The sequence below is a fragment of the Shewanella sp. SW32 genome (assembly GCF_025653365.1).
GTDB lineage: Bacteria > Pseudomonadota > Gammaproteobacteria > Enterobacterales > Shewanellaceae > Shewanella > Shewanella oncorhynchi.
This window is the reverse complement of record NZ_JAKKSJ010000015.1, coordinates 87,103-100,753: the sequence shown is the minus strand read 5'-3', so window position 1 is coordinate 100,753 and position 13,651 is coordinate 87,103. Positions and strand designations below refer to the sequence as shown.

10 protein-coding genes are annotated in these 13,651 nt (G+C 46.7%); 4 read left to right on the top strand and 6 right to left on the bottom strand.

Going from position 1 to position 13,651, the window contains the following annotated elements; translation table 11 throughout:
• The 4 genes from L5M28_RS11050 to L5M28_RS11035 all read left to right on the top strand — a co-directional run bounded on the left by L5M28_RS11050 (position 1) and on the right by L5M28_RS11035 (position 3,208).
• Positions 1-1,671 carry a PepSY-associated TM helix domain-containing protein gene (locus L5M28_RS11050; protein WP_263203328.1) on the top strand — a complete coding sequence of 557 codons (1,671 nt, stop codon included), beginning with the start codon at positions 1-3 and terminating at the stop codon, positions 1,669-1,671.
• Positions 1,668-2,018: a DUF3325 domain-containing protein gene (locus tag L5M28_RS11045; protein WP_113940646.1), complete on the top strand. Its 351-nt coding sequence runs from the start codon at positions 1,668-1,670 to the stop codon at positions 2,016-2,018. Before L5M28_RS11050 ends, L5M28_RS11045 begins: the two co-directional genes overlap by 4 nt.
• Before the next feature lie 87 nt (positions 2,019-2,105).
• Positions 2,106-2,543 carry an OsmC family protein gene (locus tag L5M28_RS11040; RefSeq protein WP_028760789.1) on the top strand — a complete coding sequence of 146 codons (438 nt, stop codon included), beginning with the start codon at positions 2,106-2,108 and terminating at the stop codon, positions 2,541-2,543.
• 224 nt (positions 2,544-2,767) lie between these two features.
• Positions 2,768-3,208, top strand: a complete 441-nt coding sequence (locus L5M28_RS11035) for a hypothetical protein (protein WP_263203327.1) — start codon at positions 2,768-2,770, stop codon at positions 3,206-3,208.
• Between the two features lie 106 nt (positions 3,209-3,314).
• Here L5M28_RS11035 and L5M28_RS11030 read toward each other — a convergent pair whose 3' ends face one another.
• The 6 genes from L5M28_RS11030 to thrA form a co-directional block, all read right to left on the bottom strand.
• Positions 3,315-6,599 carry a S41 family peptidase gene (locus tag L5M28_RS11030; protein WP_263203326.1) on the bottom strand — a complete coding sequence of 1,095 codons (3,285 nt, stop codon included), beginning with the start codon at positions 6,597-6,599 and terminating at the stop codon, positions 3,315-3,317.
• Between the two features lie 347 nt (positions 6,600-6,946).
• Positions 6,947-7,804, bottom strand: coding sequence for a substrate-binding periplasmic protein (locus L5M28_RS11025; protein WP_263203324.1), 858 nt, complete (start codon positions 7,802-7,804; stop codon positions 6,947-6,949).
• A gap of 280 nt (positions 7,805-8,084) precedes the next feature.
• On the bottom strand, positions 8,085-8,378 hold the full coding sequence (locus tag L5M28_RS11020) for a hypothetical protein (RefSeq protein ID WP_113940650.1): 294 nt from the start codon (positions 8,376-8,378) through the stop codon (positions 8,085-8,087).
• 284 nt (positions 8,379-8,662) lie between these two features.
• Positions 8,663-9,946, bottom strand: a complete 1,284-nt coding sequence (thrC, locus tag L5M28_RS11015) for a threonine synthase (protein WP_263203323.1) — start codon at positions 9,944-9,946, stop codon at positions 8,663-8,665.
• Between the two features lie 71 nt (positions 9,947-10,017).
• Positions 10,018-10,980: a homoserine kinase gene (gene thrB, locus L5M28_RS11010; protein WP_263203322.1), complete on the bottom strand. Its 963-nt coding sequence runs from the start codon at positions 10,978-10,980 to the stop codon at positions 10,018-10,020.
• The gene (gene thrA / locus L5M28_RS11005) at positions 10,977-13,445 is read right to left on the bottom strand and encodes a bifunctional aspartate kinase/homoserine dehydrogenase I (protein WP_263196418.1); all 2,469 of its coding nucleotides are present in this window, start codon (positions 13,443-13,445) and stop codon (positions 10,977-10,979) included. Before thrA ends, thrB begins: the two co-directional genes overlap by 4 nt.
• Positions 13,446-13,651 lie beyond the last annotated feature (206 nt).

Here is a 13,651-nt window from a genome sequence, read left to right as displayed (position 1 = left end):
ATGAAAGAAACATTTTTTAGAACTTTATCTTGGCTACATACCTGGGCAGGCTTGCTGGTATGTTGGGTATTATTGTTGATCTTTTTTGCGGGTAGCTTGAGCTATTTTCGCCATGAGATCAGCCTTTGGAATGAACCCGAATTACACAAAGGGGTTTATCAAGACTACCGAGCCGATACCCTCGAAAACCAATTAGATAAAGGGCAAAGTTACATAGAAGCGCATTCGCCGGCAACAGCGCAGCGCTGGATGATAGGTTTTCCAACTGAACGGACCCCCTTTCAAAGCGTTAGCTGGCAACTGCCACCAGAAAAAGGTCAGCGTCGTGGCAAGACTGAAGAACATGTAGCCTTAGCAGATGGCAGCGGCATGATCTCTGAAGTGCGTGAGAGTCGCGGCGGTGATTTCTTCTATCGTCTGCACTTTGACTTGCACTATATGTCCGCTATTACAGCGCGTTATATCGTCGGCGTTTGCACTATGTTTATGCTGATCGCCCTTATCAGTGGCATAGTGATCCACAAACGGATCTTCAAAGATTTGTTCAGTTTTAGACGGGATAAAGGCGCTCGCTCTTGGCTAGACGCGCACAATGTGAGCTCTGTCATCGCCCTGCCCTACCATTTGATGATCACTTATACAGGGCTTATTACCCTAATGCTTATCTATATCCCATGGACGGTTAATACCGCCTATTCGGGTGATAACCAAGCTTTTTTAAAAGAACTTAATCCCGCCAGACAAACCGAGAAAGCCGCGGGGATTAGTGCGCCACAGGTGCAACTGAGCCAATTACTACCTCAAGTGAAAGCCGCATGGGGCGATGCGCCAATTAAGCAAGTGATAGTGTCATACCCTAAAGATCAAAATAGCCAAGTGACCTTTTACCAAAACACAGGTAAAGATGTGACCGATGAAGCCAATATTTTGATATTCAACGGGGTAAATGGTGAGCTTAAATATGCCAGCCCGCACGAAGCCTCTGGAGCCTCCGCGACTTACGATACTATGATGTCGCTGCACACGGCACGTTTTGCCGCACCGCTGCTAAGATTTTTATTCTTTTTCTGCGGTTTATTAGGCTGCGCTATGATCGCGACAGGCACTTTGATGTGGGCCATTCGTCTACGTCAAAAACAGCAAAAATTGATCGATAAAGGCGAGAAACCAAGCTTTGGATTACGTTTAGTTGAAGGGTTAAACTTCATGTTTATCTTAGGATTACCCTTAGGCACTGTAGCCTTCTTTTACGCCAATCGTCTCTTATCGACAAGTTTTGCAAGCCGCTCTGAATGGGAAGTTCACAGTTTCTTTATCGCGTTAGCGGCAATGGGAGTTTGGGCTTTCTTGGGTCGTTCACGTCGCCAGTGGCAAACCGCATTACGACTCACAGGGATTTTGTGCTGTGCGCTGCCTGTGCTCAATGCCTTCACATCACCAAGCAATATCATCGACAATATCCAATCCCATCAATGGGCTTTAGTCGGATTTGACGTGCTCGCAGTGCTACTTGGTGGCGCTATGCTATTTGCCAGTAAAAGAGTGACTTTGATTGCTAAGGCCCCCGCTAAACGCCCAGCAAAAGCAAAAAATGCACGTAGAAGCGAATCCCAAACATCCCTTGCCAGCGACCTTAGTTCGTCATCTTCATTGGAGGAAGCCAAATCATGATGCCAGAATTTATTCCCCTACTTGGGATCTTAGGTTTGAGTTATCTTTCCCTCGCCCTGTTTGCCTTAGCTAAATTTGGTCACTTCAAGGATGTGTTCAATCGTCCACCAGCACAATGGCAAAGTCGTTTGCTAACCTTGTTTGCTTGGTTACTACTGGCATTTAGCTTAAGTGCCTGCGCGAGCGATCAAGGCTGGGCCTACGGGAGCATTTTGTTTATGGGAATAATTTCCCTCGCGGCAATGCTGGTCATCCTAACGTTAAGCTACAGCCCGCGCCATTTACCGATAGGAATCGTCACTGGCAGCGTGCTCACTGGCACTCTATTACTGAGTGCTGGGATCTAATGTCCAGCTAACACTGGCATGGCGATCATGGCTAAGTGAGCACCGCTAGGCTATAGTGCCCTGATGTCCTTCAGATAGGAGAAAATAATGGGCTTTAACTTAACGGTTAACTGGCAAACCTCGCCCGCCGAAGAAGGCGAATTTTGTCGAGACCACAGTATTACCTTTGGCAGCGGCCAGACGATTCAAGCCTCGTCGGCACCGGAATACAAAGGCAATGGGCAAAATGTCAATCCAGAGGAAAGCCTGTTGGCTGCATTATCCTCATGCCATATGTTGACCTTTCTAGCGATTGCGCATCTTAAGCGCTTACCTGTAACCTCTTATGTGGATAATGCCACTGCAGAGCTGGGTAAAAACGAGGCGGGCAAGTTGGCCGTGACAAAGATGGTGCTCAATCCTAAGGTCATTTTCGCTGAAGGGGTCGAAGTCAGCCAAGAAACCCTTGAGAAAATTCACGAGAAAGCACATGCAAATTGCTTTATCGCTAATAGTTTAGCAACAGATATTCAAATCAAGTTTTAGGATTTGAGCAGATCTTTATGGCCCGCTGATGGTTTTCTTAAGCGGGCTTTTTTATTGCCGCACCGTAACTCAATAGCAGTCTGAATCATTGCTATCATCGAATTATCCGCGCCACCTAACCATCCACATAGTCTAACTTTTCACCATTATTCAGCTCAGGTCCAGCTTTTAAACAGTACGATAGAAGCCAATCTTAGCTTGGTATCATCTGTTGGAGTTAAAAGATGCACATTCAACCACTGCGAAATTCCCCGTCTGTCAGCCCACAAAAAAATGTCTCCACTGCTGAATTTGCACAGGTTAAAAATCCAGTTCAAACCAGCGCACCAGCATCAACTGATACAGTAACGCTTTCTAGCGATGCAAAACAATTTGCGGCGAATACGCAAAAACCAGCAGAAATGCCAGCACTGAGGGATAACATAGAAACCTTAGTCGAATTGAAACACGCGAAGATGAAGTATCAAGTGATCGCCGACATGACCAATTTAGCGACAGGAACGAGCCAAGGAATTTCAGCGCCAACGGCCTATTATCTAAGCCATAACGAAGACGCGAGAGCAATGACAGTTAATCACCTTGCCCAACAACAGCAAGTGAACACTATGCAAACCTATGCGGAAACAAGTAAAAATGGGAATAGAAGTATTAATGAATGGGCATAAAAATGGGTGTTGTCTCGGGAACCAAGAGACAACACCCTAACTTTGTACGCGGACATGCTAGCCGAGATACCTTAAATTTCGGTTAAATACTGAATTTAAATATCAATTACTTAGCTTTAATATCCTGTGCCATACCTTTTACAGGCAAAGGTTGCACTTTTAAGGCTGGGATTGGCTGTTTAACCAACTCATCCTTTAAATAACTTATTGCAGTTTCAAGCTGCGCATCTTTGCCATTAAAGGTAGCAAAAGGTAAGTTATCGACTTCAATATCCGGCGTTACGCCATGGCCTTCAAGCACCCAGCGGCCATCCATTGCATACTGTGGATACTCGGCCACCCGCGCCATCCCTTTATCGGTCAACGCATTTCGCCCAGATAACCACACGCCCGCCCCTGCCGTTTGCTTACCAATTAAGGGCGCAATACCGAGCGCTTTAATCCCTGCGGAGAAGGTTTCGCCGTCGGAATAGGTCAGTTCATCGGTTAACACCACTAAATGACCGCGGAAGGTTTGTTGCATATTGGTGTTTGGCGTGCCGTGGGTCGGTTGCCAAAACGCCCAAGCGCGGCGTAGTAACTTCTCGATAATCCAACTGTCAATATTGCCACCGCGGTTACGGCGAACGTCGATAATCAAACCGTCTTTATCGTAATTGGTATAAAACTCACGGGCGAAACTTTCAATATCGCCGCCGCCCATGGCATATAAGTGCAAATAACCCATCTTGCCCTGACTTGCATCCTCGACCACAGCAGCGTTATGGCTCACCCAATCTAAGTAACGTAATTGACTGTCCACCACAGCGCTAACGGGCATGACGATGGTTTTATGGGTTTGGCTACCACGCTTAAGCTGTAGTAATACTTGCTTATCCTGTTGATTGCGCAGAAGACGCGTGACGTCGGCCACATTCACCACTGGCGTGCCATTAATAGCCAACAGCATATCGCCTTCTTTAGCATCGACTTCGATACGATTTAACGGTGAAGCATTAGCCGGTAACTCAGGATCGTTACTGTAAATGTGCGCGATTTTAACGCCATCTGCAGTTTGTTGTAGGCGCGCGCCAAGGCTTGCCGCTTTAGCCGCATCGGGATCTTGAGGTAAATCACCACCGCGCACCTGTGAGTGCAAAGAATCTAACTCGCCCATCATTTGCATGAAGATGTCATTCAGTTCGTTACGATCGGTCAAACGGTCGAGCAAAGGCTGATACTTAGCCTTAGTGGCTTGCCAATCGAGGCCACGCATTTTTTTGTCGAAGAAAGATTCTCGGTGCATCAACCACGCATCTTCAAACATTTGTTGCCATTCAAGCTGGGGAGAAATCGCTAACTGCCATTGTTCCGTTTGCACTTTGGCATTATCCGTATCACCTAATTTATCACCGCCGTCCACAATCAGGAGTGATTTATCATTACTGTGCTTGCGTAGCATCAGCTTCTTACCATCGGCAGAAACCTCATATTGGCCAATGTCCTCGGCAAAAACCTCGGCTTTGGGGCTTAATCGGTCAAATTTGATGGTCATTAAATTAGGTGCGACATCGTCGCCAATAGCTTGATCTAACAAATAAAGTCTATCATCGACGACGCGCAGCTTACTGTAATTGCCTGAATCGACAGGCACTTGCCATAAACGCTGAGAGATCCCCGCCCAATCGATTTTCACTGGACTCGGTTTATCCTTAGCATCGGTTTTTTCAACTTGATTCGATTCGAGTTCATTGGGTTTACTAAAGGGAAATTTGGCATTTTTGACCAGTGCGATGGCAAAAATTTGGCTGCGTTTATCAAACACAGGACCCATGTTTCTATCGCCCCAAGGTGAACTTGGTGTTGCGCTGAATTGGCGGTTTGACAGGAAATATAGCCACTGGCCGTCACTGCTAAAGGTTGGCGAATAGGACTCGTATTTGTCGCTTGTGAGCGTCTCTGCTTTATTTTCATCCACTGAATACAGGACGATTTGCGGTCTTTGTTTACCGATTTCCGACTTAGTTAATGCAATAAAACAGCTATCACCGGACCAGCGGATATCGGCGTAAGGCCCAAGTCCCTCGCCGTTAGTGATGATTTTTTGATTGGTATTTTTCTTTAAGTCGAGCAGCCAAACGTTACCATCGTTATCGTCATGGGCGATAAATCGACCGTCACTGGACAAATTAAGACTCATTCTTAAAGTATGACCGTCTTTGGTTAACTGTTTAGCGCCACTGCTGCCATCAGCAGGGAATTGCCAAATTTCCTGCTGACCTGTCATGTCGCTAATCGCATAAACCGACTTGCCATCTTGGCTCAACACAGCTTCCCTTACGCGATAAGTCCCCGGCAGTGCAACTTGAACTAAACGCGAGCCATCAATACCCGCGATCGCCACGTGGCTGCGGGCGGTAATCACCACTTTATCGCCAGCGGGGGCCAAATTAGTCGAAGAAGCGTAATCCATAGGATCTTTTACCCAATGCTCACGGCGCTCGGCAAAATCGGAAATGAGTTCAATATTGAGTAACGAGTCTTTAGCGGCCGCAATATCAAACACATGGATATCCGCACCTAACTGGAATACCACTTTGCCTTGGTCCATCCGCGCACCGCGGACTTGCCAATCTTTAAATTGAGTCAACTGTTTTGCATCTGAACCATCGAGCGCCATCGACCAGAGGTTGTCGTTGCCATCGCTGTCGCTGATAAAATAGAGTCTGTCCTGCCATAGCATAGGTTGGCGCACTGAGCCGTCGTGTTGGCCGCTGAGCAACTGTGCTTCGGTTTTGCTGCCGAGTTTAAAGCGCCATAATTCACCTTTTGCGCCGCCACGGTACACTTTGGCATTATCGCCAGTCACTTGCAGACCAAAGCGGGTGAAGTACACGTATTCGTTGCGATCATCAATCACACCTTCAACTGCATCGGCTAAGGGTAAATCTGTGGTGGTGAGGGTTTGAGGATCGACGCTGCGCAGCATCCAATTATTAGCAGGACCAAAGCCCGTGTCGGTGGAATATAAAATCTCGCCTTTGGCAGTCCAGCCCTGAACTCGTACACGGCTATTCTCAAAAGTCACCCGTTTAGCCACACCGCCCGTAATGGGGAGCACATACACTTCGCTCGCGCCTTCATAGTTGGCAACATAAGCAACCCACTTACCGTCGGCCGAAATAGTCGCCCCTAGCTCTTCCGCTGGTAAACTCGTTAAGCGAGTAGCCGCTTTTTGACCTAAGGTCTGAGTCCATAAATCCCCTTCTGCAGTAAAGACTAAGGTTTGATCGTGCAACGCGGGCGCACGGTAATACCCTTGATTGCTCACCGCATCGGCAGCGATGGTTTGGAACGCTGTTAATGTGCCTAGGGCAAGCATACAGCAGGCGACAGAATGGCGAAGTTTCATGTATGACCTCTATCCTATTGTTATTTTTTAGCAATAGACTCTTTACTACGAGATTTTGCTAGCAGATTTAGCGAAGAAATTCTTGCCATGGGCTTTTGTAAAAAACCACAATCAAGTCCAAAGCATGACAATTGAGCCCAACAAGCTAGCAGAATTTGATAGAGAGTTCAGTAACTTCGAGTCAGAGAAGTTTTAGCAAATGTGTCACATCTTAAATCGCGGAGGAACAACTGAATAAAAGACAAGATTCTTTAGAGGAAAACATCAAAGATCATAGCGTTACCATATTGCACTAGGATAAAAATATACCAGAGTCGGACATGAGTGGCTAACGTGAAGGGCTAATGTTAAGGGCTGACATACAGCGTCTTTAGCGGACTGTTTAGGCGGCTCATATTAGACTGTTTCGCCAGTGTCATTTGTTGCCATTTATTGATCACTCGTGCAATTTCACCGTTATCCATCAATGCCTTAATCGCATGATTAAACTGCTCTAACTGGCTTGTCTTGATACTCGCTTTACTGAACATTAAATGAATATGGTTTTGATCTAACACTAACTTAAGTGGTACTAGCTTGATGCGTTGATGCTGGCTGGCAATATAGGGCATGGCTAAGGTATCTCCGACGATCATATCTCCCCTACCGTAGATAAGCATTTGCACAGACTTATTTGAGTCGGGACTTAATACTAACAAGTGCTCCTGCTCTAATCGATATTGAGATTCTTGATAATCTGCACCATACCAACCGCTAGAAGGGACAAGTAGACGCAATTTTTGGGTAAAAATGTCCTCCCATTTATCGATATTAATCTGATCTTTTTGCTCATCGAGTACAAATAAGCGCAGCTCTTCATCCCGGTAATAGGTTGAAAAAAGAGCATAGTTTTGACGTTCATCCGTCATAGTCGCTCCCATCAACACATCTAACTGTCCTGCTCGCAACATCTGATGCGAGCGCTTAGCGGGCACATTAATAAAATGAACTTCACAACCAAGATACACTGCAAATGCCCGCATCAGATCCACATCTAAGCCTTGGGCTTCTCCGTGAGGATCTTGCCAAGCATAGGGAGGCCAATCGTTGTAACCGACTTTAATCGTGTTCTTACAAGGTAAAGGGCTATTGACCTGCGACGCACTTACAGCGGGCAAGACTAAAAAAAGCATAAATAAGACAGGAACGTATTTAAACCATGGCATAGGCTAAGTTACTTGCCTCTTAAGTTGATGATCCTCTCTTGATTAAGATGAAGTATAACGATTCAGCGTCAGACTTCCGCGAGGGGGTTCTACCTCAGTAAGCGTAGTTGTCACTTAGATAGCGCGCCATAAACACCGGCGAGATCACAGTAATTAGCCTAGAAAAGGACGAGGAATAATAACAAAAAAGCACAACAGCCAAGAGTGAGATCTAAACGACTCACTATACTGCGATAAAGGCTAAGCCTGAACGCAGGAAATAAAATAAAGTTTTATAAATTTAAATCAGACACTTATAAATAATAGCAACAACTTTAGTGGGATCCCCCATATCGACTTGTAACCAAACTATGTGTGTCCCCCCCAATTCCTCACCCTGAGCCGTGGCGGACTCTTTAGCTTCATCAAGCTGGTTTTCATGGCGGCTCACCCCAGTGACTAAAGCAAAACTATCGCAGTGGGTGACTTCAAAATCGTAGGCCACGTTAATGCGACGATATAGTTCATGCTGCTTGGTCGCACATCCAGATATTAAAACGCAAAAACATGTACTTAACAGAAAAAATTTAGACAAATCAATTAACCCACAGATTAAACACGCGGGTGAACATAACTAATTGCAACCGATAAAATTGTGAACAATGTCACATATAAGAAACCAAAGATAATACAGAAAGTTACAAATATTAATTAAATATCATGTAGTTAACTAAGGGTTGTTTTATGTTCGCTGGTAACACAAGCTCATCAATTCCCCACCATAAAACTCACACTTGTAAAAAAAGGGAGCCAAGCTCCCTTCCTGCTTTTACGCCATGTTATTCCACTGCTAGGCAGACATCAGTAGGGCTAAAGCCCTTAAGCTAATATTTTGAATAAATGCACTTTTAATGCAGCAAAATCTGCCGCTAATTCCGCGGATAAGATGGGCTTACTCGCAACAGCTTCAAGCTCAGGCGGCAAGGGTAAGTTAAGCGTTAATTCTCTATCCACAACATCCTTAAATTTAGCGGGATGGGCAGTCCCCAAAAATATGCCCACTTCATCGGGCACTAAGGTTAAAGATAAGGCCTTAGCTGCAATCGCCGCATGGGGCTCAGACACATAACCCTGTGCATGCAACTCAGCTAATGCCTGTGACGTTTGTTCCTCCGATAAGCGAATACCCACTAAGCTACTCAGTGGCCAACCTAATTTCTCACAAATGGCTTCCACACGCGGCCAGTTACTGGGCTCACTCACATCCATAGCATTAGACATAGTCGCTTGAGTCGGATTTGGTTGCCATTGACCGTTTGCTAAATAGCGCGGCACAGTATCGTTGGCATTGGTCGCGGCAATAAAGCGTTTAACCGGTAATCCCATGGCTTTAGCGAATAAACCTGCGGTGAGGTTGCCAAAGTTACCACTTGGCACTGAAATCACAGGATCGGCTTCATGCCGTTGTTTAGACTGGGCAACCGCTTCAAAGTAATAGCAAATTTGCGCGAGTAAGCGGCTGATGTTGATAGAGTTCGCCGAGTTTAAGCTCAACCCATCGCGGACTTCGGGATCATCAAAGGCGCGCTTAACGAGATCTTGGCAGGCATCGAAATCGGAAGAGACGGCAACTGTATGGATATTTTTGCCCAACGTCGTGAACATCTTTTCCTGTAGCTCACTGATCTTCCCCTTAGGATAGAGCACCACGACATTGACTTTCTCTAGTCCATAGAAGGCATCGGCAACCGCAGCGCCAGTGTCGCCCGAGGTCGCAGTCAAAATGGTTAAGCGCGTGTCACCCACAAAGGCATTGACGCATTGCGCCATAAAACGTGCACCGAAATCTTTAAATGCCAGTGTTGGACCGTGGAATAATTCGAGGCAGGCACGCTGCTCATCGACGGCAACCAAAGGTAAATCAAAGTTAAAGGCACGCTCAACTAATTCATCGACCGCATCTTGGCCTAACTCAGAGGCAAGCCATGCGCCGAGTACTTTTTTACTGCGCTCAACGAATGGCAACGCCAGCAGCCCTTCAATATCGTCTAGTACGGGTATTTGACTAGGAAAGAACAAACCTCTGTCTTTACCTAACCCCAGTTGTACCGCTTCTTTAAAGCTCACTTTCTGCGAAGGGTGTTTTAAATTATATAGTTCCATGCTCAACTCAACCTTTTGATGCTAAACCTTAAATGCTAATTTGGGGTACTTAGTCTTAGCTAAATTAACTATTAATCGACTCTACGCGTGCCTTGCTCATCGAGGCGACACACGTGGGCAAAGCCACCCACCTCGGTGAGATAATGCTGTTCTAACCAGGCTTTAGCGGTATTTGCCGTGGCTAAATCATCGGTAATCGAAAACAGCGTTGGGCCGCTGCCCGAAATCCCCGTAGTCAACATGCCTAAATCGGCTAAAGCGGCTCTGGCCTTGCCGTAACCCGGAATCGCGGCGGCGCGATAGGGCTCGGCTAACACATCCTTTAATACGCTGATCGCAAGCTTGGCATTTTGCTGGTAAGAGGCATGCACAAAGGCACTTAAATAACGGCCAAAATCGATAGTGACACTTTTATCATATTGATCAGGCATGAGTTTACGCATCATCGCCGTTGAGAGTGAAATCCCTGGATAGGCTACAACCCAATACCATTCTTTAAAGCTCGGTATTGCTTCACAAACTGTCCCCGGCACATTGAGCATCAGTTGCATACCGCCCAAATAACAGGGGGCGACGTTGTCATAGTGCACACTGCCGCTGATCTTCCCTTCAAACTCGCCCATCAGTTCCAGCAGTGCTTGCTCGTTATAGGGTCTGTCAAAATGTTCATTCAAGGCATATAACGCCGCCACGACTGAGCTTGCACTCGAACCTAAACCACTGCCGACGGGCAGGTTCTTTTCCAGTGTGAGTGCCACACCTTCATCTGCTTTACCCTGCGCAGTTAAAAACTCCTTACTCATGGCTGTTAAGAAGAATTCGGCACATTGGTACACAATATTGTCTTGCGGATTTTCAGGCAGTTTATGGGCCCAAGCGCCGGTTTGCATAAGACTCACACCCGACGCTGCCGGGGCGATAGTCACTCTATCGCCCAGTAAACTACCATCAATCGGCGCTAATGCTGCACCGAGTAAATCAAATCCGACTCCTACGTTACCCATAGAGGCTGGAGCGTAAACGGTCAAACTCATACACTCACCTCACGAGTCCAATTCAAGGTTCTTAATACATCGGCAAAGGCACCAGCAGCGGTCACTTCCGTTCCCGCGCCATAACCGCGCAGCACAAAGGGAATGGGCTGATAATAACGGCTGTAGAATGCCAAGGCATTTTCGCCGCCTTTAACGCTATAAAGCGGATCCTGTGCATCCACTTCGGCGATACGCACACGGCACACACCATCCTCAATTTGCCCAACATAACGCAACACTTTACCTTGAGCTTTGGCCTGCGCCACTTTTGCGGCAATTGCAGCATCAACTTGCGGTAATCGTGCCATAAAGCTTTCAACATCACCTGAATCATCAAACTCGGCTGGCAATACAGATTCAACCTGCACGTCACTGAGCTCTAACTTTAGTCCCACTTCACGGGCAAGAATGAGCACTTTACGCGCCACATCCATACCACTCAAATCATCACGGGGATCGGGCTCAGTAAAACATTTTTCCCGCGCCAGATCAGTCGCCTCGGAAAGCGTCATACCTTCATCGAGCATGCCGAAAATAAAGGATAAAGAGCCCGATAAAATACCGTTAAACTTATGCAGTTTATCACCCGCAAATAACAGTTTTTTCAGGTTATCGATCACAGGTAAACCCGCGCCGACTGTGGTTTCGTATAAAAATTGGCGACGCTGTTTTAATGCCGTTTGGCGAAGTGCTTGATAATAAGCATAATCGCGAGTGTTCGACTTTTTGTTCGGCGTGACCACATGCAAACCTGAGTTCATCACATCCAAATACAAATCCGACACTTGCTCGCTCGAAGTGCAATCCACCAGCACAGGATTCAGTAATTGTTGCTCTTTCACCCATGCAAGTAACGCTGGAATATCACAGGCTTGCTGACTATCGGAAAGCAAACTTGACCAATTGTTTAAATCGATGCCTGCGCTGTCGAGTAACATCTTGTTCGAATTTACTATGCCGCAAACACGGATACTGATGTGTTGCTCTTTGAGCATGGCGGACTGTTGTTTTATCTGCTCAAGTAGGCCTGCCCCCACATTGCCGCAACCCACTAAAAACACATCTAAATACTGCTGCACATCGAAAAAGCCTTGATGACAAGCCGCCACCGCATGCTTAGTCTTACGCTGCTCGATCACAGTCGAAATCGAGCGCTCGGACGAACCTTGGGCGATGGCGATAATGTTCACGCTTGCCTGCGCTAGCGCTTGGAAGAAACGCGCTGCCACCCCTTTGTGAGTGCGCATGCCATCACCAATCAAAGAAACGATGGCGAGCTCATGACGCATAGCGATAGGTTCAAGCAAGTCACTTTTTATTTCTAATTCAAACTCTTGCTCTAAGGCCCATTTCACTTTGGCCGAGTCAGACGTCGCCACACAGAAACTAATACTGTATTCAGAGGAACTTTGGGTGATTAAAGACACAGACACGCCGCTGCGGGAAATCGCCGCAAGGGTACGGCTCGCCATGCCAACCATGCCTTTCATGCCAGGGCCTGATATATCAAACATGGTCTGGTTATCTAAATTGGAGATAGCTTTAACCTGTAAGCCCGTTTCATCGGCTTGGTTTGATACCAGAGTGCCGGGCGCATCGGGGTTAAAACTGTTTTTGATATAACAGGGAATATGGAACTGGGCGATAGGCGCAATCGTCTTAGGATGCAGCACCTTAGCGCCAAAATAGGAGAGTTCCATCGCCTCTTGATAGCTGAGTTGTGATAACAGCTTAGCATCGGCAACCACACGGGGATCGGTATTATAAACACCGTCAACATCGGTCCAGATTTCACAACTTGACGCATCTAAACAGGCAGCAAGCACAGCAGCAGAATAGTCAGAACCATTACGGCCTAACGTCACCACTTTGCCCTGTTCATCGGCGGCGGTGAATCCCGGCATTACCCATACGCGCTTTTCACCTAATGCCAACGCACGAAACCTTGGCTTACTCACAGCGATATCGACCACGGATTCTAACGGCCGACCACGACCTAGAAACAAGGCGCGCGGATCGAGTTGAGCAGATGTGATCCCCTTAGATAGCATCACTTGTTCCATCAAGGCTGCCGATAAACGCTCACCTGCCACCACGATTTCAGCACGTATGCCATCAGGACACTCTTGCAGTAAGCTAATGCCACGTAATCTATCCTGCCAAATCACCAGCTGTGCATTAAGTCCAGAAAAGAGCTGTTCACTCTGCTCACTCGACAACATTGAAGTAACAGCATCTTGGTATAGCGAGGTAAATACCCGCTCAACATGCTGCAGCACAGGCGAATAATCTTCACCTTTGACTGCTACATCAACCATTTCTAGTAACGCATTTGTCACAGTCGCCGGGGCCGATAGCACAGTGGCTATGGGTTCAAGCTTAGATGACTTAGCAACGATATCCGCCGCCATCGAGAATCGCTGCCAATTTGCAAGCGAGGTACCACCAAATTTCATTACTTTCATCTTGTTCTCCTGTACCGCGCCCGACTTAGAAATAAGAGCTAGAAACAAAAAAGCCCGCTTCTTTGTGGGAAGCGGGCTCATCGTTAAAATTCTTTAGGGTGTATCAGCCCGCCCCCACTGTTGTTGTAGTGGTGGTTGTAATAATGGTAGTTACTACGAAACCTAGGCTATGCATGTGTTTGGGCTAATCCATGTTAATTTCTTGA